The organism is Thiorhodovibrio frisius (assembly GCF_033954835.1).
In the GTDB taxonomy this organism is placed as follows: domain Bacteria; phylum Pseudomonadota; class Gammaproteobacteria; order Chromatiales; family Chromatiaceae; genus Thiorhodovibrio; species Thiorhodovibrio frisius.
Genome location: NZ_CP121471.1, coordinates 2,683,507 through 2,704,187 on the forward strand (window position 1 = coordinate 2,683,507; position 20,681 = coordinate 2,704,187).

The following is a 20,681-nucleotide window of genomic DNA, read 5'->3' on the forward strand; positions in this document are numbered from 1 at the left end:
CTTGAACGAGAAACGCTTTACTGGGGATTCTTGGGCACAACAACTGAATAATCGAATGTCATCAGCACATCGACATTCCCGCCAATATGCTGCTGCACGACATAGTTGGCGCTGACATCCCAGCCTTTCGCGTCTTTGGTGCCTTTTACGTCAAAGCTGTCACTTTTGACGGTACGCACCTCATTGATATAGAGCTGCTTCTCGATCGCCTGGAGAATCGCGCGCGGTCCCTGTTTGCCAAGCTGCGGTTGCTCGAGCAATTTGTCCAGCGTTGAACGAACTTGCCAGTACTGCAAGTAAGCAGGCCCCATCTTGAAGGCCAACGTCAGGAAAAAGGCTCCAAGCGCGACCATCAGCATCACGCTGCTGAAGCTCAGTCCTCGCTGATAGGATTTTAAATTGCGCATACCCTGCACCCTCCTTTGACGGTTAGTACGCAGATCGATGAGAAACAACCATTAGTGAATAACATCGCCAATGCGCCCGAAAGCGATTGGCAAGCCGCTGCGCTCCCCATCCCAACTCATCCAGATGGCGAAGGCCTTGCCGACCAGATTCTTCTCTGGCACCAGCCCCCAGCAGCGACCGTCGTTGCTGTTGTCGCGATTGTCGCCCATCGCGAAATAATACCCGTCCGGAACTGTGATGGGCCCTTGGGCCAAGAAACGGCAGCCGGGTGGCAGATCGGGCGCGCGGGGATTAAACAGTATGTCGTGCTTGACGCCGGTCAGATTCTCCATGGCCAGGCTGGCACCGGTCAGGCGCTCGCCGGCACCAACACCCTGGTAGGTGCCAAGTGGCATGGTCGCGACGCGCTCGCCATTGATGATGAGATGTTTGTCTCGGTAGTCAACGACATCTCCCGGCACGCCTACCACCCGTTTGATGTAATCAACGGATTCGTCCTGCGGGAAACGAAAAACGATGACATCGCCCCGTTGCGGCTCGCCCAACTCCAAAAATTTGCTGTTCAGAACCGGCCAGCGTAGCCCGTAGGAGAACTTGTTGACCAGAATAAAATCGCCCACCAGCAATGTCGGCATCATGGAGCCCGAAGGAATGCGGAAAGGCTCGACCACAAAGGAACGCAGCAGCAGGACAGCTAGAATCACCGGAAAGAACGACTTGGCGTACTCAACCAGAATGGGGTCTTTTGGCTGCCGTATCGCCTCCGCCGGGGCTTGACCGACACCACCGCCCTGCCCCGCTTCTGGCTCCTGGCTTTGCCCTGCTCCTGCTCCTGCTCCTGCTCCGGCTCCGGCGGAGATTGCCAGGCGCCGGCGTTTGGGCGCCCAGAGCAAGGCATCGACTAGCCAGATGCCGCCGGTTACAGCCGTGGCGGCCACCAGAAAGGTCGGGAAATCGAAATTCATAGATGATGATCCTGTCCGGAACGGGCCAGCGGCAAAGCCGGCTAATTATCCTTGCCTGCTTTCAGCACTGCAAGAAAGGCGTCCTGTGGAATTTCCACCCGTCCGACTTGCTTCATGCGCCGCTTGCCGGCTTTTTGCTTTTCCAGCAGTTTGCGCTTGCGGGTCGCATCGCCTCCATAGCATTTGGCGGTAACATTTTTGCGCAGCGCCTTGACTGTGGTGCGGGCGATGATTTTGCTGCCTATGGCGGCCTGAATGGCGACCTCGAACATCTGCCGGGGAATGACCTCTTTCATGCGCTCGGTCAGATCGCGTCCGCGCTGCAGGGCATGATCGCGATGCACAATCAGCGACAGGGCGTCGACCTTCTCGCTGTTGATTAGCACCTCGAGCTTGACCAGATCGGCGGCCTGAAAGCGTTTCCATTCGTACTCAAAAGATGCATAACCACGGCTGACAGACTTTAGCCGGTCGAAGAAGTCCAGGACCACCTCATTGAGCGGTAACTCGAAGGTAGCCTGCACCTGGCCGCCGAGGAATTGAATCTGCTTCTGTACTCCGCGCTTTTCGATGCACAGGCTGATCACGCCGCCGAGGAGATCCTGCGGCACCAGAATATGCGCCTCGATGATGGGCTCGCGAATCTCGCGGACCTTGCTGGTCTCCGGCAGATTCGCCGGATTGTCCACCTTAATGATCTCACCGTCGTTGAGTTCGACCTCATAGACCACGGTCGGCGCCGTGGTGATGAGATCAAGATCGTACTCGCGCTCCAGGCGTTCCTGCAGAATCTCCATGTGCAGCATGCCGAGGAAGCCACAGCGGAAACCGAAGCCCAGCGCCTGCGAGGTTTCCGGCTCGTAGAAGAGTGCGGAGTCGTTTAGCCGCAGTTTGCGCAGTGCATCGCGCAGGTCTTCGTAGTCATCGGACATGACCGGATAAAGCCCGGCGAAGACGCGCGGGCGAATCTCACGAAAGCCGGGCAGCCGCTCGGGTGCCGGGCGCTCGGGCGAGGTGATGGTGTCGCCAACAGGCGCGCCGTCGATCTCCTTGATCCCGGAGATCAGATAGCCGACCTCACCGGCTTCAAGCCGCTCGCGCTCGAGCTTTTTGGGCGTGAAGACCCCAAGATTGTCGGCCTGATAAACGCGCCCGGTGCTCATGACCTGAATCTTTTGGCGCTTGGTAATGGCGCCATGGACTACTCGGATCAGCGACACCACCCCGACATAGGAATCGAACCATGAGTCGATAATCAGCGCTTGCAGCGGGGCCGAACGGTCGCCCTGGGGCGGCGGCACCTTGGCCACCAGCATCTCGAGCAGATCGGGGATACCAAGGCCGGTCTTGGCGCTGACGTGCAGCGCATCCTCGGCATCGAGCCCGATGATTTCTTCGATCTCCTTGATCACCCGCTCTGGCTCGGCCGAAGGCAGGTCGATTTTGTTCAGAACCGGCAGGACTTCGAGGCCAAGATCGATCGCCGTGTAGCAGTTGGCGACGCTTTGGGCTTCCACTCCCTGGGCGGCATCGACCACTAAGAGCGCGCCCTCGCAGGCAGCGAGCGAGCGCGAGACCTCGTAGGAGAAATCGACATGACCCGGAGTGTCGATGAAGTTCAGCTCATAGATCTGGCCATCGCGCGCGGGGTAGTCCAGGGTGACGCTCTGCGCCTTGATGGTGATACCACGTTCACGCTCGAGATCCATAGAATCCAGTACCTGGGCGGACATTTCCCTGTCCGTCAATGAGCCGCAATGCTGAATGAAACGGTCGGCAATGGTCGATTTGCCGTGGTCAATATGGGCAATAATCGAAAAATTGCGGATTGCCTTGAGTTCTGCCATCAAAATGTCCTTAAGGGAATATCCTGCAACCAAGGGAAAGCCGTACCCTCCGGCGCGGCTGGGTGCTTGGTTTTCTAGTCCCCGTTGGCGGTTTCGTCATGGTCTGGAATGCCCAGCGGGTAGAACATGCGCCCGGCGCCGCGTTGGATAAGCACCGCCACCGGCCGGGCTGGTTCGGCCGCCGCCAGCAGCTCGCGGAAATGGGCCAGATCGCGCACATCCACGCCATCGAAGGCGAGAATTACATCACCCGGGCGCAGGCCGGCCTGCGCGGCCGGGCCAGATGCGACCTCTTCAATTAGCACCCCGCCCTCGGCCAGTTCGAAGCGGTCGCGCTGCTCCGCTGTCAGATCCGACAGCACCAAGCCGATGGCATTGGCAGCGGTCTCCTCCGGCAAGGGCGCGCTGAGCTCCTCTTGGCCGTTCTCTGGCAATTCTGCCAGCAGCACCTCCAGGCTCAGCGGCTGGCCTTGGCGCAGCAGCTCAATTTTCGCCTTGTCGCCGACTTTGGCCATGCCCACCAAGGGGGGCAGATCGCCCGAGGTCACCACATCCTGACCATCGAAGCGCAAAATCACATCCCCTGCCAGCACACCGGCCGCCGCTGCCGGACTGCCGGGCACTACCTGAGCGACCAGCGCCCCGCGTGGACGCGTCAGTGCGAAGGTCTCGGCCAATTCACGGGTGACATCTTGAATCAACACCCCCAGCCAGCCGCGCGTGACCCGGCCCTGGGTGCGCAACTGCTCGACTACATCCATGACTACCTCAATGGGGATAGCAAAAGACAGCCCCATGAAGCCGCCGGTGCGGCTGTAGATTTGGGAATTGACGCCGATGACCTGCCCGTCAAGATTAAACAGTGGTCCGCCCGAGTTGCCCGGATTGATGGCCACATCGGTCTGGATGAAGGGCACATAGTTTTCGCTTGGCAGGCTGCGGCCCTTGGCACTGACAATACCGGCGGTGGCTGAGTGCTCGAAGCCAAAGGGCGAGCCGATGGCCAGCACCCATTCGCCCACTTTTAGATTCGCCGCCTGGCCGATCTCAACCTGGGGCAGATCCTGAGCGTCAACCTTAAGCAGTGCGATATCGCTGCGCTCATCGGCGCCGATCACGCTGGCGACAAATTCGCGTCTGTCGCTGGTGCGCACGATGATTTCCTCCGCCATCTCGACCACGTGGGAGTTGGTCACCACATAGCCGTCGGAGGAGATCAGAAAGCCCGAGCCGAGTGAGCGCCCTTCCCCGCCGAAGTCCGGCATCTCGCCCTCATCGCCAAAAAAGCGGCGGAAAAAATCGTACAGCGGACTGTCCTCTGGCAGCGTATCGTCTTCGGCGCCCATGCCCGGAATCTCGCCATGATCGCTTTGGGAGCTGCTGATATTCACCACTGCCGGTCCGAACGTCTCGACCAGCACGGTGAAATCTGGCAAGGACTCGGCGCGCACGCCGGTGCCAGCGAACAAAAGCACCACTCCCAGCCAGGCCGGTGCGAAAAAGGAAGGAACAAAGTGCATGGTGCCGCCTCGGGATTGCGAAAAACGCTCTGCGCAAAGGCCGGCGCCAGCCGGCAAAAACGCCAATTATACGTTGCCTGGGGCGCGACCCGAAGATTTCTGTGGCCAAATGATTGTTGGCAGCGGTTTGGTCAGTCGCGACAGTGCTCGTAAGAGTGCAGAAAAGTCTCAACTGTGCGCGGCCAACTGGTACCGGCAGGCAAGGATAACGCCGCTGCCACGGCAGGTTCGGGCGCAGTCTGCGGACCACCGAGCAACAACGGCATGGCTCCGATCAACCGCTCGCGCGGGTGGCGCAGCGACCACAGCGGATGCGCCTTTAGCCCCTGCGGCCCGAAGGCCGCCAGATTCGCGCTGAGACGCTCCGCCAGGCTGGTCCCCCAGCCCTGCCCCTTGCCCAAGTGCGGCTGGCAGTAGGATTCCCAACTCGGCAGCACACGCCCGGATCTCCAGTGCTCGAAGCGGCGCAGCGCATCCAGCCACAGCCAGGCCACCCGCGCCTGCCAGTCGAGCGGATGCCCTGCGCTGAAAGCGCGAATGTCGGTATCGCCATAGGCACGGTGGGCGAGTTCATAGAGCGTCATAAACTTGCGATGATGACGCTGATCCAGTGCTTCCAGGCGGGCGAGTTTTTCCGCATGCGCCGGATGATAGCGCCCGACCAGGGCCAGGCGCAGATCGCCACAGATCAGCACTGAGGCGATCAGATGGCGAAAAAACTGCTGTTGGTTGTCGCCGTCCAGATGGGTTCCCAGGCGCAGCCATTCCTGGTTGCGCAGCAGACCCTGCCCCTCCTCGACCAGCTGCCAAAGCCAGGCGCCCGGAGCCAGATGCTCGAAGGGCTGATCAGTCATGCGTTCAATCACTCGCGCATCGCCGCGCAGTAAACGACCGCTCCAGCGCAGATCGGCCTGGGGGAAGGACAAGGGCTTAAGGTGCAACTGTTCCTCGCGAAACAGCCTGAATCGGATCGCTACGCCGGTTGTGGCCGTCAGAGCTGACGCGAGTTGGTTCAGTGTGTTGGCAACCGCCGTGCGCAGCGGTTGGTCGCTGCGCCCGAGGATGACCGCGTATTCGTAGCAGTCGGCGATTTCTTTCCCATCGTGCCCGCGCAGCCGCACGCCTTCGCCGCGCCCATAGGCACCGCACAGCAACAGGGCGCGAAATTCGTCTGGCGGCATCAGCGCCAGCACCTGATTGGCAATGCGCTGCTGGTCGGTGGCGATACGCCGCTCGAAGCCGATGGTGCCGGAGAGCGAAAAACGCTTGCGCCGCCGTGCCGGGAAAGGCGCGTCGGCCATGCCGGTGCCACAGCGATCAGAAGGAGCGAAGCGGCGCTTGAGTCGTGCGATCATGCGCGCAAAATCAGGTCCGCAGGTGATGGGTCTGGAGGCTGACCAAAGGCGCACTGCCCGGCCCTGAACCCGTTTCATTTGGGGGTTGATTTGCGGACTCGGCTGGCGGCTCGGCTCGCCCAAGCAGCACTGCGCGGTAGCGCGGGTCGCCACGCAGACGGCGGCTGTAGTCAGCCACCCAGCGCAAACTTAGCGCAAAACCCAACACACCGCCCCCCAGAGACCATGACTGCGCGCCCGGCCATTGGCGCCAGTCGGCCAGCTCCAGCGCCAGCGCAGCCCCCAACAGTAACCCGAGCAGCGGAACCAGATAGGCCACCACGGCGGCGCGCAACAACACAGCATCGGCAACGCCGAGTATCACGCGCTCACCCACCCGCGCGCCTATGGCGTTTGTAACCCGCAGACGGACTGGACGGCGCCCGAGAAAGCGATCAATCAGCGAGGTACCGCAAGCACCCTTGACTCCACAATGGTCGCAGGTCGCACGACGCTGGGGTTCCACCTCGGCAAAGCGGTCATCAACGGCGATGACGATGGCCTGTTCCTCGATCATGGCAACTCCTGACGCCCTTCTCCGGCGTCGCTTGCGGACGGGACGGGCCGGTCTTCCACTGAGCCGGAAGAATCGAGCGGGGCCTGATCGGTCAGGGGCTGATCAGGCCCGGCATCGATAGCATCAAGCAGCGCTGCCAGAGTGGTTGGCGGTACCTCGCCGACGGCGGTGATTTGGTGATCAGCGACTCTCTTGCCAGCAGCATGAATAGCCGCCATCTGCGTCTGCCCGAGCAGACCGGCCTGGTCGCCTGGCTCGACATAGATGGAGATCGAGGCCAGGCCATCGCTGAACAGAAAATACTCGACCGGGGCATCGCTGTCGGATTCAATCCACTCGTGAGCATACAAAGCAAAGCCCGCAGGCAATTGACCGAAGTGCCAGCGTGATCGGGCTTGGATTGCGGTGCCGGGCGCGTCGGCCAGCGATGCAGCGGCCGGTTTGGAGTTTATAGCGGGCGATGGAGTCGCTTGTGCCGAGTCAGCGGCGGCAACGCCATTCAGTCCCGCAGCCGACTCGCCCTCCTTGTTCGAGCGCAAATGCACGTCGGTAAACATGAGTTGCTGGATTGGGTGGCCTTGCTCATCAATCAGAGCCGTGCGCAAGGGCAGCGCCGTTTCCCGATCGATGGAGAAACGATAACCATAGCGCAGATCATCCCTGGGCATGACATCCACCACATCTGCCGCGCGTCCGGCAACTCGGGTCTTCTCAAGCAGGCTGAAACGATAATGCGCGGCCAACTGGCGCCAATCAGGCGGCAATATCTGGTGCGGGGGGCCGGGCGTGCCATCCCGGCGGGCGCGATTGAGCAGGACCGACTGGCCACCGGACAGCAAACAGGCCACGGCCCCGCCGCTGCGACCCATGGTGCGAACAGGGCCATTCAGTGTCAGCAGGCTCTCTTGTGACACGCCGTTGTTATAGTAATGAACAATGTGCATCGCCGAGAGGACATCGCCAAACTGATAAACGAAAGTGCCCTCGAAATTGGTTGTCTTCAGCGCCCCTGCCATGCGCTCGAGCAGCGCAAAAGAGCGCTCGGCATCAGAGTCCACCACAACTGGTGGCGCGGATGGTGACCCGAGGACCGACTGACCCGGAAAAGCGGTGAGGAGGGCAGCTAGCAGAGCGACTGGCAAACCGGTTGGCCCAAGATGGCCAACAAAGCGAGAAATACGCCTTGTCCGGGACACAGCGTCCTGCCTGATCTTGACATTGCCTGCGAGCATGGCCTCGACCACTCTAGGGTTGAACCTGGTAGCCGACCAGGGTGGCATAGGGCAGAAACCCTTTGATGCCGGAGGCCGAGACACGCTCTTGGTGCCCGACCAACAGGTGGGTAAGCTTGGAGGTCAGGAGTGGCTGGCTGGCGCCCCGGGGCGCGACTTCACCAGCGCCGAAACCGCCAACCGGCAGGCTGACAATGCCGGACTCAGGGCGCGGTTCAGACGATGCTGCCCTCCGCCCAGCTGCCCCTGATTGTGCGAGCGGGGACAGTGACGCGGGAAATGCCGCCACTAGCGGCAAATTGCCAGGATCAACCGCGACTGGTGGCAAACTCTCTGGTGGCAAGCCCTCTGGCAGCAGAGTTGTCAGCCCGAGTGCTGCCAACCCGGCCAGAGCGGCGCCGGTCAGGGCTAGCCGGGTGGTTGTAGGTGGCTTGATTCCGGGGTTTTGCCTGCCACCGATTCCGATACCATTAATCACAGAGGCAATGTTTCCGATGCCACGGATTGCCCAATTAGATACCCCGCTTGTCTTTGCCACTTCCGTCATGCTAGCGGCTTTGGTGGCCGCATGTGTCTGTTCAGGGTTGTCGCATTCAAGGCGCTCGCTCACCCGAGCGGCAATCCCGTGGTAATCCGCGCGCACGGACTCTCCGCGCAGCGCGCCGCGAATCAAATGATAACGCCCCCAGCGCGCGCGCAGTCCGGCATCCTGATCCAAGTGCGTCAGCGCGGCATTGACCCGGGACAAATCGCTGTCCTGATCGAGCAGGATCGATAACTCTTCTTCTGCAGGGAGCTGTTCATGCATAGCGACAAATGACCGGGCTGTCTGTGATTGGAGCAATGGGATTACAGCAATGGACGCAAGTGTTTATCGATCGCCTCGCGGGCGCGGAAAATCCGCGAGCGGACGGTACCAATCGGACAATCCATGGCCTCGGCAATCTCCTCGTAGCTCATGCCTTCAAGCTCGCGCAATACGATGGCCGTGCGCAAATCGTCCGGCAGGGAATCAAGCGCGCGCTGCACGGTGCGGGCAATTTCATCAGTCAGCAGTTCGCGTTCAGGCGTTGCGTGGTCGCGCAGGCGGATGCCGGCGTCCATCTGCTCCGCCGTTTCGGCGTCGATATCTTCTCCCGGCGGACGCCGGCCTTGTGCGACCAGATAATTTTTGACCGTGTTGATCGCAATGCGGTAAATCCAGGTATAAAAGGCGCTGTCGCCGCGAAAACTCGGCAAGGCGCGATAGGCTTTGATGAAAGCCTCCTGGGTGACATCCAGCACCTCGGCGCTGTCGCGCAGATAGCGCGCGATCAGGCCCGCCACCCGCTGCTGGTACTTGAGCACCAGAAGATCAAAGGCGCGCTTGTCGCCCTGTTGCGCACGCACCACCAAAGCCTGATCGACTTCGCGTTCAGACACCGGATTTTCCCCGCTGGCCCGTCCTTGCCAGTGCTGATGCCATTGACACCCACCCGCTTACAAAAGTTCGCCCAACCGATTCGCCGCATCAGGAGGTTGCTAAGGCAATCGATACTGCCCGCGCGCAGCGCTCCGGCCACCCTTGCCTTGGCGGGCAAAGGGTAAATCGCGCATTATACTGATCAGACAGAGTGACCGCGACTGAGGCTGACGGATTTCGCCAGAGCGATTTCGCCAGACTGGCCGATCAGCCCTGTCGCCCAAACCGCTCTGCCAGAGCGCTTAACCAGACAATTCGCGCAAATCATTCGCCACGCTTGGGGCCAGATCGCCATGTCCACCACCATTCGACATGATGTACTTATCATCGGCAGCGGAGCCGCTGGTCTCAGCCTGGCGCTGCGCCTGCGCCAGGATATCGACGTGGCCGTGCTGGCCAAACGCGGCCTGCCGGAAGGCAACACCCTTTATGCCCAAGGCGGCATTTCCGCCGTACTAGCCGCCGATGACTCGCTTGAATCCCACGTGCAGGACACCCTGCGCGCTGGCGCCGGGTTGTGTGATCGCGACATCGTCGAGCTGGTGGTCAAGCACGGTCCCGACAACATCCGCTGGCTCATCCAGGAAGGGGTGGAATTCACCCGTGAGCCGGGCAGCGAGACCGAAGACGGCTATCACCTCACACGCGAGGGTGGCCATACCCATCGACGGGTGGTGCATGCCGCCGACGCCACCGGGCGTGCCGTGGCAGCCACACTCGAAAAGGCCGCCCGTGAGCGCGCCAACATCCAGCTGTACGAGCACCACACCGCCATTGATTTAATCACCGCCAATCGCCTTGGGCGGGATGATAACCGCTGCCTGGGCGCCTATGTGCTTGACAACCAAAGCGGTGAAGTGCGCACCATGCTGGCGCGCTTTGTGGTCCTAGCCAGCGGCGGGGCGAGCAAGGTCTATGTCTACACCAGCAATCCGGACGTAGCCACTGGCGACGGCATTGCCATGGCTTGGCGCGCCGGCTGCCGGGTGGCGAACATGGAGTTCATGCAGTTCCACCCCACCTGCCTGTATCACTCCAAAGCCAAGTCCTTTCTGATCAGCGAGGCCCTGCGCGGCGAGGGCGCCCATCTGCTGTTGCCCAATGGCGAGCGCTTCATGCAGCGCTTTGATGAGCGCGCCGAACTTGCCCCGCGCGACATTGTCGCCCGCGCCATCGACCGCGAGATCAAACGCATCGGCAGCAAATTCGTGCTGCTCGATATCTCGCACAAGCCTGCTGATTTTATCATTGAGCATTTCCCCACCATCCACGCCCGCTGCCTGGAGTTGGGGCTCGACATCACCAAGGACCCAATCCCGGTCGTGCCAGCGGCCCACTACACCTGCGGCGGCGTGCTAACCGATGCCCAAGCGCGCACCGATGTGCCTGGCCTCTACGCCATCGGCGAGACGGCCTATACCGGCCTGCATGGCGCCAACCGCATGGCGAGCAATTCGCTGCTGGAATGCCTGGTGTTCGGTGAGCTGGCCGCTGCGGACATCGAACGCCTGATGATCGCCTGGGAGCACCCGCCCGAGGTGGCGGACTGGGATGCCAGTCGCGTGACTGAGCCCGATGAGGAAGTGGTGATTTCCCACAACTGGGAGGAACTGCGTCGGTTCATGTGGGATTATGTCGGCATTGTGCGCACCAACAAACGTCTGATACGCGCCCGGCGGCGCATCGACCTGCTGCGCTCCGAGATCATTGAGCACTACAGCAATTTCCGGGTCAACCCCAACCTGCTCGAACTGCGCAATCTAGTCGAGGTGGCCGATCTCATCGTTCAGTCCGCCTACCGTCGGCGCGAAAGCCGCGGCCTGCACTACACGCTCGACTTCCCGCACCTCGACCCACTCCAGCGCTCGCCGACCGTCCTGATCCCTGATCGCTACCGGCCACGCACGCCGGGAAAGGCCGATTGAGTTCGGAAGCAGCAATTTATGGGAGTTCAGTGAGTTCGGGCCGAACCCGCAAGCCCCAGAGGACTAATGTTGAAAACACTGCCCCACCTCTTCAAGAATAACCGCGCTTGGGCCGAAGGCATCAAGCAGCGCGACCCGGAGTTTTTCCCCCGGCTTGCCTCTCAGCAGTCACCGCGCTATCTGTGGATCGGTTGCGCCGACAGCCGAGTACCGGCGAATGAGATCGTCGGGCTGCCACCGGGCGAGGTCTTCGTTCACCGTAACATCGCCAATGTGGTGGTCCATACCGACCTCAATTGCCTCTCGGTCATTCAATACGCGGTTGACGTGCTACAGGTCGAGCACATCATTGTCTGCGGGCACTACGGCTGCGGCGGCGTCAAGGCCGCGCTCGACACCCACGACCATGGCCTGATCGACAACTGGCTGCGCCATATCCGCGATGTCGGCCGCTTCCATGCCGATGAACTGGCAACGCTCAGCGACCCTCAGCGCCTCGACCGCCTGTGCGAGTTGAATGTGACCGAGCAGGTGACCAACGTCTGTAACACTACCATCGTCAAGAATGCCTGGAAAAAGGGCCAACGACTGGTCGTCCACGGCTGGACCTACAGCATCGGCGACGGCATCCTGCGCCAGCAAGTCCCGGAGATTGACTCTTTCGCCGGCCTGGCAGCCGCCCGCTGCGACGATGCCGGTTGGATTGTCGAAGCCCCGCGCTGATATTCCAGCAACCATTCCCAGCTATCGCGATCACACATGCCAATGACCCAACTGCAACTTGACCACATCGAGCCGCTACAACAGGAGCTGGAATCCCACCGCATCTACGCCGCCTTGCGCGACGTCTCGGACCTGCGCATCTTCATGCAGCATCACATCTACTCGGTGTGGGATTTCATGTCTCTGATCAAATACCTGCAACAGCAGGTCGCGCCCGTTCGGGTGCCCTGGACGCCCGTGGGCGACCCGGCGGTGCGCTATTTCATCAACCAGCTGGTGCTCGAAGAAGAATCCGACTGCATGGACCGTGGCGCGGGACCAGAATACGGCAGTCACTTCGAACTCTACAGCGCCGCCATGGCCGAGATCGGCGCCGACGCCCGACCGGCACTGAGCTTTGTCGAGCGCGTCGCCCGCGACGGACTGCGCGAGGCCATCCGCGTCACCCCCCTGCCCCGCCCCGCGCGGGATTTTATGGAAACCACCTTCTGCTTCATCGACGAAGACAAACCGCACGAAGTCGCCGCCGCCCTGGCGCTCGGGCGCGAGCGCGTCATCCCGCAAATGTTCCGCCGCCTGCTGAGCGACATGGACATCACCGAGGCGGACGCGCCAAGCTTCCACTACTACCTCAAGCGCCACATCCATCTCGACGAAGACTTTCACGGCCCCCTGTCACTGCAACTGCTCGAGCACCTGTGCGGCGATGATCCCGAAAAGCACACCGAGGCCGAAGCCGCCGCCGAGGAAGCCATCTGCGCCCGCATCCGCTTCTGGGACGGCGTGCTGCAGGCGATCGAAACCGCGCGGGCCTGAGTCCTGATCGGCGTTCTCACTGAGGATGAGCATTCGGACTGACGTTGGGTTCCGTCGCCAACCTCACTGCCAAATAGCGGCCGACCTGCTGCTGCACCTGCGGCGGCTGCAGCGGCGGACCGAAAGCACAGTTGTAGTAAGGCGCGATGCAGCGCAGATAGATCACATCGCTCGGCGCGGTCGACCTCAGCCACCAGATGGACTCCTGAAACAGCGGGTCCGAGCAACTGCTCATCATCATCACCGCCGAGATACGCGTCGTCGGGTCCACCAAAATCCGCGAGTTGATCCGACTGACCACAAATTCCCCCGAGTCAATACGCGCACCCTCTGCCGGCGAGACCGTCCGCACCTCCAGCTCGCAATAAGGGTTCAGCTTGCTACTTGCGCTCGCCAACCGGCCGCGCTGAAAGATCGCATGCGCCCGCCCGGCCGGAATCCTGATCGGCGCGGTCACGCTTACCCGCAGCCCGGTATCACCCGAGGGGATGGTGACAGCGCAGCCGCCCGCGCCCAACAACAAGACAGCCACCCAGACCCCGCCCGCCAGGCAATCAGCACGCGCCGCGAGCCAAGCTGCCAACCTTACCGTGAAACAACAGGCTTCATCCTCCGGGGTGGCCGTGACCATGAGCGTTAGTGGAGCCTTAGTATCGAGAAAGCGCACCCTACCCTCCTCCCTTGCAGCCCAATCGCACAATTTTGCATCGCCGCCATTGGCGGCCTCGAGCCGGAATCCGATCACTGCGGTGATCGCCCCTTTCTTTACCATGGTTCATGCGCGCGCGCCATTTTGGCTTCCTCCCGGAGAGCATGCTAGGGCATGCTGCCGTCTGGCTCGTTGCGGGCTTGCCTTAGCCCGGCAGGCACTCCTGCTGAGCGGCCACTTGCTGCGGGAGTGCGAGTTGCTCAAGCCGCTGATCCAGCGCGTCGGCCAGGGCAGTCTCAATCCGCTGCTGCCAGGGATGCCAGCTGTGCCGAGTTCGGTCTAGTCAAATGGTTCAAGGATGCGCTCGATCTGCTCGGCGGTCATGCCGATGCCGGTATCGATCACCTCAAAGCACAGCGGTCCGCCAGCGCGTCGGACTTGCAGCCGGATTTCCCGGGCCCCTGGTAGTATTCCACCACCTGCGCGATCACTTGGGTCTCGTCCGCCTGTCAAGGTCCAGCACATTGCGGCGGTTTGACTCCCGTCACCATTCCCGGTTCAATGCTCGCCAACCGGGCTGACGGGCGCCGAGGAGCGGACATAGCCACCACACCCACGCCACATGACTGCTTTTTTCGCGAGAACTGCGTGCGACCAGCGGTGGCGCGCCGTTTTCTCCGTCATACGCTGCCGCCTGCGCTGCTCGACGATCTCGATTTGGATCGGCTGGTCATCTCCCCCGACACTTTCGTCACCGAGGCTTTGCGCAAGGTCTACTCGGACTTGGTCTACCAGATTCCCTATCGCAACCTATGTGCCGCAATTCGGCTAGGCGCTGCACGATATTTCGGACAAAGGCACCACTGAGATCAAGGGCGAGGTGCTCTACAGGCTGATCCAGCCTTCAACTTTTTTCAGGAGATTGCACGGTGCTTTGGTACCAACTACCGCCAAAAGACGTATTGTCCACCCTCGAGACCGACGACCAGGGCCTGTCATCGGCCGAGGCGACTAAACGCCAGGCCACCTGGGGCGAGAATGCCATCAGCGTGCGCAAGACGCCCGCCTGGGAGCGGTTCCTGAAACAATTCAAGGACCCCATGTCGATGATCCTGCTGGCAACGGCCATGGTCACCGGCCTGCTCACCCTGTTTGGCGCCCATCTGCTGCCGGACACCATGGTGATTCTCTCGGTGGTGGTGCTCAATGCCTGTGTCGGCTTCTATCTGGAAGGCAAGGCCGAAAACGCCATTGAGGCACTGAAATCCATGATGGTGCCCGAGTGCATGGTGCTGCGCGACCAGGGTCTGGTGCGTATTCCCTCCAAGGGTCTGGTGCCCGGCGACATCGTTGAACTCGAAGGCGGCGACAAGATCCCCGCCGATGTGCGCTTTATTCGGTTGCACAACGCCCAGGTCGATGAATCCTCCCTGACCGGCGAATCGGTGCCCGTGACCAAAACCACCAACGCAATCGAAGGCGATCAGGTGGTGCCCGGTGATCAGAAGAACATGGGCTTTTCCGGCACCTACCTGACTCAGGGCACCGCCAAGGCGGTGGTGGTGGAGATTGGCGACAAAACGGTCTTTGGCGAGATCGCTGGCATGGTCAAGGCCGCCGCCGCGCACTCCACCCCGCTGCAACGCAAGCTCGCGCGCTTCATCAAAACGCTGATCGTGGCGATCATGAGCATCGGCGCGGTGAACTTTATCGTTGGCATCTACCTCGGCTACGAGATTTCCTACAGTCTGCTCGGCGCCATCTCCCTGGTGGTGGCCGCGATTCCGGAAATGCTCCCGGCGCTGGTCACTGCGGTGCTTGCTAAGTCCGGCAATGCTATGGCGCGCCAGAACGCTATTGTGGCCAACTTGCCGGCGGCTGAGACCCTGGGCGCCACCTCGGTTATTTGCTCGGACAAGACCGGCACCCTGACCGAAAACCGCATGACGGTTACTGATGTCTTCGCCGCCGGGCAGGCCTACGGTGTCTCGGGTGTTGGCTATGACCTGCACGGCCAGTTCTCACAGGACGGCGCGCCCATTGATGCAGCCGCCAATCCAGCACTGCGCCGAATGCTGGAAATCGGCTTCTTCTGCAACAACGCCCACTTAAACGATGAAGGCCACAGCATCGGCGACCCGACTGAGATCGCCCTGTTGATTTCCGGCGCCAAGGCGGCTCTGAACAAAGACCGGCAGCAGCGCGTCGAGGAGATCCCCTTCGACTCGAGCACCAAGTACATGGCGGTGCTGACTGACTATGAGGGCGAGCGCTATATCTTTGTCAAAGGCGCGCCAGAGATCCTGCTGGAAATGTGCACCAGCGCCACGGATGCCGAGGCGAAAGAGACCGAGCTGAACCGCGAGGCCTATCTCGAAGCCGCCAGGACCTTCGCTCGGCAGGCGCTGCGAACGCTGGGCTTTGCCTTCAAGCGGGTGGCGAACGATCATGCCGACCTGCTGCACGAGGATCTGCATGATCTTTGCTTTGCCGGCCTGCAGGGCATGATCGACCCGCCCAAGGAAAGTGCGAAGCAGGCGGTTGCCAACTGCAAGTCGGCCGGGATTCGCACCGTGATGGTCACCGGTGATCATCCTCTGACCGCCCAGGCGGTGGCCGGCCAGCTTGGCATTCCCGCCGAGCGTGTGCTCGCCGGCACCGAACTCAATGACATGGACTCAGAGCGCCTGCGCCGGGAAGTCGAAGAAGTCTCGGTCTTCGCCCGGGTCGCGCCCGAGCACAAGCAGCAGATCGCCGCCGCCTTCCAGGCCAACGGCCATGTGGTGGCCATGACCGGCGATGGCGTGAATGACGCCCCGGCGCTCAAGCAGGCCGACATCGGCGTGGCCATGGGCCAAGAAGGCACCGAGGTAGCGCGTCAGGCCGCCGACATGGTGCTGGCCGATGACAACTTCGCCACCATCATCACGGCGGTCGAGGAAGGCCGCCATGCCTGGAAGAATCTGCAAAAGGCCATTCTCTACACCCTGCCAACCAATGCCGCCCAGGCACTGCTGATCATGGGCGCCATCCTGCTGGCCGCCTTTGTGCCCCTGTTTGGCGAGCGCTTTGTGCTCGAGCCCATCCAGATCCTGTGGATCAACCTGCTCGACTCGCTGTTACTGACCTTGCCGCTGATGATGGAACCCAAGGAACGCGGCTTGCTGACGCATCCGCCCCGCGACTCAAAGGCGAACATTATCGACGGGCTTTTCATTCAGCGCGTGATTTTGCTTGGCATCGCCATTTCCCTGCCCGGCTTTGGCATCTATTACCTCTTTGGCTCTCCCGCCGTGGTCAATGGCGAACTCATCAACCCGCTGTTGCTGACCCAGGCCCAGACCGCCGCCTTTTGGGCTATTTTGTTCGCCCACTTTGGCTATGTCTTCTCGGCACGTTCCATCGACCAGTCGGTGTTCAGCTTCAGCCCCTTCAGCAACAAATGGCTGCTCGCTGGCGTGGGTTTAAGCATCGCCATCCGCCTGATTCCGACCTTCGCGCCGGCGACATCAAGCTGGTTTAAGACGGCCGACTTTCCCGTCATCTGGTGGCCGGTGATCCTGCTGTGCTTCCTGCCAAGCCTGCTGGCGATTGAGGCCGACAAGTATCTGCGCCAGGCGTGGAAGCGACTCAGGCCAAGACGCGGCTTTTAACCATTCAGCCATCGGCGTGGTGACTGACTGAATCGGCTTCGCCACTGTTGCGGGAACTGGGTATCATGGCCACCATAATTGCAGCCCCCCTCTAATATGAAAGCCGGAGAAGTTTCCATGTCCCAACCGCCCTTTCGTCTCGTCACCCGTAGCGATTTCGATGGCCTAGTTTGCGCGGTCCTGCTCAAGCATCTGGATTTGATTGACGACATTCAGTTCGTTCATCCCAAGGATATGCAGGACGGCAAGATCGACATCACCAGTCGCGACATCACCACCAACCTGCCCTATGTCGAGGGTGTGCATCTTGCCTTCGACCATCATCTCTCCGAGACCCTGCGCAACGCCAAGCGCGACAATCACATTATTGATCCGGACGCGCCCTCGGCCGCACGGGTGGTCTGGCGCCATTATGGCGGTCACGATGCCTTTCCCGTCGGCTGGGACGAAATGATGGAGGCAGTGGACAAGGGCGACGCGGCCCAGTTTGATCGCGATGAGATACTCCATCCCCAGGGCTGGGTGCTGCTGAACTTCCTGATGGATGCGCGCACCGGGCTCGGGCGCTTCCGCGAGTTCCGCATCTCCAATTACGCGCTCATGATGGACCTGATCGACTACTGCAAGAATCATGGGATCGACGATATTCTTGCCCTGCCGGATGTTCGCGAGCGCGTCGATCTGTACTTTGAGCAGGAGCCAAAATTCAAAGAGCAGATTCAGCGCTGCGCGACCGTGCACGGCAATCTGGTGGTGCTCAACCTGCGCGGTGAGGAGACCATCTGGGCGGGTAATCGCTTCATGATTTATGCGCTCTTCCCGCAGTGCAACATCTCGATTCACGTGATGTGGGGTCTTAAGCAGCAGAACACCGTCATGGCCACCGGCAAGTCGATCTTCGACCGTGGCTCCAAGACCAATGTCGGCGAGTTGATGCTTGCTTACGGCGGTGGCGGGCATCAGGCGGCGGGAACATGTCAAATAGAAAATGAACGCGCCGATGCTGTCTTACAAGAGTTGATCACGCGCATTAACGCCGACGGCTAGACGATCTCTGGAAGAGGCGACCGCAAGGCTCGCCTCCCGTTGGCTTGGTAGTCCACACTCCCAGCAGTTTGGGCGAATGGATTCGCCCCTACACGCCTCGCAGCCCCCCCCCCACTCTCGCGTTTGTGGCGGCTTTGGTCGCCGGGCTTGATTTTGAGCGCAAAATGTTATGATATAACATTTGGTTTGGTCCATATCCGTTTCCAAATCGCCTACAACGCACGCGAGAATGCTGTATGAACCAGAAAGCGCTCAGGCCTGAGTCTAGGATCGCACTCATCGCCGGCCCCTTACTGCTTGGCGCCATGACTCCCATGGCGCACGCGCAGTCGGAGATTGACGCAAGCGCCCTGATGATCGAACTCGACGCAATCGAGGTGACCGCCGGCGTCCCGGCGCCAGGCGACCCCATGTTGCAGGCTGCTGATATTTCGGTGCTGAGCGGCGAGGACTTGCGCGAACGCGAGCGCTTCACCCTGGGTGAAACCCTGGATGCCCTGCCCGGCGTGGCCAGCATCACCGCCGGCAATCAGGTCGGCAAGCCGGTGATTCGTGGACTTAGCGGGAATCAGATCCAAATCCTGTCCAACGGCATTGGAGTCGATTATCAGCAGTATGGCGAGCGCCATCCGCCCAATATCGATCCCTTCCTCGCGGGACGCATTGAGGTGGTGCGCGGTGCCTCCAGTCTGCTCTATGGCTCGGGGGCGCTGGGTGGCGCGGTGGATGTGCAGGCGCCGGCGTTCGAGTTTGCCGCACCGGGCGCGACCCTGGCCGGCGCCGATACGCTCTTTGTTTACCACAGCAACAATGCTCAATGGGATACCGGGGTCAAGGCACGCGCCGGCACCGACACCTTGAGTCTGGATGCCGGGCTGATGCGCCGTTCATCCGGCAACATGAACACACCAAACGCCAAAACGGCCGCAGAATCCGGCGACCCGAGCGACCCCAAGTTCACCGGCGAGTTGCCCTACACGAACTTCGACCAGCTCAACGCCCAGTTTGGCTTTGGCCTGCTGACCGACATCGGCGAGTTCGGCATCCGTTACAACCAGTGGAATGACGAGAACAACTTCCTGCTGCCCACCGGCGAAGGCATTGGGCTGTGGCTGCGCAACGACCAGCTCCAGATTACCGGCGATCTGCCATTGGCCGGCGGTCGCTGGCAACTGAAACCGACCCTGTCCTGGCAGAACAACCTGCGTCGCGCCAACAGTGCGGGTGACACACTCGCCAGCGGCTATGACGGCACTGTGAATCTGGAGTTTGATCTCTACACCGCGCGGCTCGAGGCCATCCACGAGCAGCTCGGCCCCTTCGATGGCGGCACCCTGGGGGTGGAATACGCCAGCAAAACCCAGTACTCGCGCGGCACCACAGTGCTGGCGCCGGGAGGCGAGGTCAGCAATCTGGCGCTCTTTGCATTCGAGAGCAAAGATATCGGCGCCCTGACCCTGCAAGCCGGGCTGCGTCACGACTGGCATTCGGTCACGGGCGATGCCGGCAAGACCTCAGCGCCGGTGAACTTCTCCGGGCAGGATTCGCACCATTACTCGGTCTTTACCGGCTCCCTGGGCGCCGTGTATCGGCTGACGGATCAGCTGGCCCTGGCCGGCAACCTCGGTCGCGGTTTTCGCGCGCCGACTCTGTTCGAACTCTACGCCGACGGGGTGCACGGCGGCGTCGCGGCCATTCAAGTAGGCAACCCGGATCTGGAGCCAGAGAAGTCGCTCAATGCCGACCTTGCCCTGCGCTGGCAACTCCCGCGTCTGAGCGGCAGCCTGACGGTCTATCGCAACGCCATCAGCGACTACATCTATCTTCAGGACACAGGGCGTTCTGAAGACGACCTACCGATCTTTGCCTATCAGCAAGACAATGCGCTGCTCACTGGCCTGGATCTGGAGGCAAGCTGGCAGGTGACCGATCAACTGGAACTGGCCGGAGGGCTTGATTTGGTGCGCGGCACCAACGAGCGCACCAACAACGACCTGCCACTGCTGCCGGCAGATTCTTTGCGTCTGGAGGCGACCTACCGCTTTGCCGATCGCGGCCCCTTGCGCGAGCCCTATCTGCGCCTTGGCATCCGCCACAGCGCCGCCAAAGACGCGGCGCCAGGCGAGCCCTTCGCGCAGTTTGATGATATGGCCTTCGGCACGGCATCGACCGACGCCTACACCCTGCTTGACCTTGATCTGGGCTTTGCCTTCCGTGGCTTTGGCCGCAATGACGCCCGGATCGATCTGGCGGTGCGCAATCTGTTTGATACTGAATACCGCGACTTTCTCGACACCTACAAAGGCTATGCACTCAGTCCCGGGCGGGATATTCGTCTGAGTCTGAGTGTGCCATTCGGAAGCTGACCAGCGCGGGGATATTCCAAAACCCCGCAAGATGATGGCTCGTTCTGGGCCGGGTGACGGCCACGGAGGAGGCTGTAAATGCGCCCCCCCTTTACATCCAGGGATGCTTCCCGGCGGCATCCCTGATCGAATCAAGGGCCACCGAGACCCCGCGGCC

17 protein-coding genes are annotated in these 20,681 nt (G+C 61.3%); 7 read left to right on the forward strand and 10 right to left on the reverse strand.

What is annotated here, in order from left to right; all coding sequences use genetic code 11:
- Nucleotides 1–17: 17 nt before the first annotated feature.
- The 9 genes from Thiofri_RS12470 to rpoE all read right to left on the reverse strand — a co-directional run bounded on the left by Thiofri_RS12470 (nucleotide 18) and on the right by rpoE (nucleotide 9,305).
- Nucleotides 18–407: a DUF4845 domain-containing protein gene (locus Thiofri_RS12470; protein WP_009149595.1), complete on the reverse strand. Its 390-nt coding sequence runs from the start codon at nucleotides 405–407 to the stop codon at nucleotides 18–20.
- Nucleotides 408–458: 51 nt separating this feature from the next.
- The gene (gene lepB, locus Thiofri_RS12475; RefSeq protein WP_009149597.1) at nucleotides 459–1,373 is read right to left on the reverse strand and encodes a signal peptidase I; all 915 of its coding nucleotides are present in this window, start codon (nucleotides 1,371–1,373) and stop codon (nucleotides 459–461) included.
- 41 nt (nucleotides 1,374–1,414) lie between these two features.
- Nucleotides 1,415–3,220 (reverse strand): translation elongation factor 4, encoded by a 1,806-nt coding sequence (lepA, locus tag Thiofri_RS12480; RefSeq protein ID WP_009149599.1) that lies wholly within the window; start codon nucleotides 3,218–3,220, stop codon nucleotides 1,415–1,417.
- Nucleotides 3,221–3,294: 74 nt separating this feature from the next.
- Complete coding sequence (locus tag Thiofri_RS12485; RefSeq protein ID WP_009149602.1) at nucleotides 3,295–4,740, reverse strand: DegQ family serine endoprotease; 1,446 nt, start codon at nucleotides 4,738–4,740, stop codon at nucleotides 3,295–3,297.
- Between the two features lie 131 nt (nucleotides 4,741–4,871).
- On the reverse strand, nucleotides 4,872–6,095 hold the full coding sequence (locus Thiofri_RS12490) for a hypothetical protein (protein ID WP_009149604.1): 1,224 nt from the start codon (nucleotides 6,093–6,095) through the stop codon (nucleotides 4,872–4,874).
- Between the two features lie 10 nt (nucleotides 6,096–6,105).
- Entirely contained in the window at nucleotides 6,106–6,651 is a 546-nt protein-coding gene (locus Thiofri_RS12495; protein WP_009149606.1) for a SoxR reducing system RseC family protein, read from the reverse strand.
- Nucleotides 6,648–7,709, reverse strand: a complete 1,062-nt coding sequence (locus Thiofri_RS12500; protein ID WP_223296748.1) for a MucB/RseB C-terminal domain-containing protein — start codon at nucleotides 7,707–7,709, stop codon at nucleotides 6,648–6,650. Before Thiofri_RS12500 ends, Thiofri_RS12495 begins: the two co-directional genes overlap by 4 nt.
- Nucleotides 7,710–7,896: 187 nt before the next feature.
- Entirely contained in the window at nucleotides 7,897–8,691 is a 795-nt protein-coding gene (locus tag Thiofri_RS12505) for a sigma-E factor negative regulatory protein (RefSeq protein ID WP_009149610.1), read from the reverse strand.
- Between the two features lie 41 nt (nucleotides 8,692–8,732).
- Nucleotides 8,733–9,305 carry an RNA polymerase sigma factor RpoE gene (gene rpoE / locus Thiofri_RS12510; protein ID WP_009149611.1) on the reverse strand — a complete coding sequence of 191 codons (573 nt, stop codon included), beginning with the start codon at nucleotides 9,303–9,305 and terminating at the stop codon, nucleotides 8,733–8,735.
- Nucleotides 9,306–9,638: 333 nt separating this feature from the next.
- Here rpoE and nadB point away from each other — a divergent pair, with 333 nt between their 5' ends.
- The 3 genes from nadB to Thiofri_RS12525 all read left to right on the forward strand — a co-directional run bounded on the left by nadB (nucleotide 9,639) and on the right by Thiofri_RS12525 (nucleotide 12,809).
- Nucleotides 9,639–11,270, forward strand: a complete 1,632-nt coding sequence (nadB, locus tag Thiofri_RS12515; protein ID WP_009149613.1) for an L-aspartate oxidase — start codon at nucleotides 9,639–9,641, stop codon at nucleotides 11,268–11,270.
- 66 nt (nucleotides 11,271–11,336) lie between these two features.
- Complete coding sequence (gene can / locus Thiofri_RS12520) at nucleotides 11,337–11,993, forward strand: carbonate dehydratase (protein ID WP_009149614.1); 657 nt, start codon at nucleotides 11,337–11,339, stop codon at nucleotides 11,991–11,993.
- A 42-nt stretch (nucleotides 11,994–12,035) separates the two neighbouring features.
- Complete coding sequence (locus Thiofri_RS12525) at nucleotides 12,036–12,809, forward strand: DUF3050 domain-containing protein (protein WP_009149616.1); 774 nt, start codon at nucleotides 12,036–12,038, stop codon at nucleotides 12,807–12,809.
- Between the two features lie 16 nt (nucleotides 12,810–12,825).
- Here Thiofri_RS12525 and Thiofri_RS12530 read toward each other — a convergent pair whose 3' ends face one another.
- Nucleotides 12,826–13,476, reverse strand: a complete 651-nt coding sequence (locus Thiofri_RS12530) for a hypothetical protein (RefSeq protein ID WP_143741905.1) — start codon at nucleotides 13,474–13,476, stop codon at nucleotides 12,826–12,828.
- Nucleotides 13,477–13,992: 516 nt separating this feature from the next.
- Between Thiofri_RS12530 and Thiofri_RS12535 the strand changes: the two genes are divergently transcribed.
- The 4 genes from Thiofri_RS12535 to Thiofri_RS12550 all read left to right on the forward strand — a co-directional run bounded on the left by Thiofri_RS12535 (nucleotide 13,993) and on the right by Thiofri_RS12550 (nucleotide 20,524).
- Nucleotides 13,993–14,325, forward strand: a complete 333-nt coding sequence (locus Thiofri_RS12535; protein ID WP_143741906.1) for an Rpn family recombination-promoting nuclease/putative transposase — start codon at nucleotides 13,993–13,995, stop codon at nucleotides 14,323–14,325.
- A 62-nt stretch (nucleotides 14,326–14,387) separates the two neighbouring features.
- Nucleotides 14,388–17,111 carry a cation-translocating P-type ATPase gene (locus Thiofri_RS12540; protein WP_009149622.1) on the forward strand — a complete coding sequence of 908 codons (2,724 nt, stop codon included), beginning with the start codon at nucleotides 14,388–14,390 and terminating at the stop codon, nucleotides 17,109–17,111.
- A 117-nt stretch (nucleotides 17,112–17,228) separates the two neighbouring features.
- A complete protein-coding gene (locus Thiofri_RS12545) occupies nucleotides 17,229–18,158 on the forward strand; it encodes an exopolyphosphatase (protein WP_009149623.1) in 930 nt (309 codons plus the stop codon).
- Between the two features lie 236 nt (nucleotides 18,159–18,394).
- Complete coding sequence (locus Thiofri_RS12550; RefSeq protein WP_009149624.1) at nucleotides 18,395–20,524, forward strand: TonB-dependent receptor; 2,130 nt, start codon at nucleotides 18,395–18,397, stop codon at nucleotides 20,522–20,524.
- Nucleotides 20,525–20,681: the final 157 nt, after the last annotated feature.

Coding starts and splice junctions, on each gene's coding strand:
- Thiofri_RS12470 (WP_009149595.1), bottom strand. CDS start 407: ATGCGCAATTTAAAATCCTATCAGCGAGGACTGAGCTTCAGCAGCGTG.
- lepB (WP_009149597.1), bottom strand. CDS start 1,373: ATGAATTTCGATTTCCCGACCTTTCTGGTGGCCGCCACGGCTGTAACC.
- lepA (WP_009149599.1), bottom strand. CDS start 3,220: ATGGCAGAACTCAAGGCAATCCGCAATTTTTCGATTATTGCCCATATT.
- Thiofri_RS12485 (WP_009149602.1), bottom strand. CDS start 4,740: ATGCACTTTGTTCCTTCCTTTTTCGCACCGGCCTGGCTGGGAGTGGTG.
- Thiofri_RS12490 (WP_009149604.1), bottom strand. CDS start 6,095: ATGATCGCACGACTCAAGCGCCGCTTCGCTCCTTCTGATCGCTGTGGC.
- Thiofri_RS12495 (WP_009149606.1), bottom strand. CDS start 6,651: ATGATCGAGGAACAGGCCATCGTCATCGCCGTTGATGACCGCTTTGCC.
- Thiofri_RS12505 (WP_009149610.1), bottom strand. CDS start 8,691: ATGCATGAACAGCTCCCTGCAGAAGAAGAGTTATCGATCCTGCTCGAT.
- nadB (WP_009149613.1), top strand. CDS start 9,639: ATGTCCACCACCATTCGACATGATGTACTTATCATCGGCAGCGGAGCC.
- can (WP_009149614.1), top strand. CDS start 11,337: ATGTTGAAAACACTGCCCCACCTCTTCAAGAATAACCGCGCTTGGGCC.
- Thiofri_RS12525 (WP_009149616.1), top strand. CDS start 12,036: ATGACCCAACTGCAACTTGACCACATCGAGCCGCTACAACAGGAGCTG.
- Thiofri_RS12545 (WP_009149623.1), top strand. CDS start 17,229: ATGTCCCAACCGCCCTTTCGTCTCGTCACCCGTAGCGATTTCGATGGC.
- Thiofri_RS12550 (WP_009149624.1), top strand. CDS start 18,395: ATGAACCAGAAAGCGCTCAGGCCTGAGTCTAGGATCGCACTCATCGCC.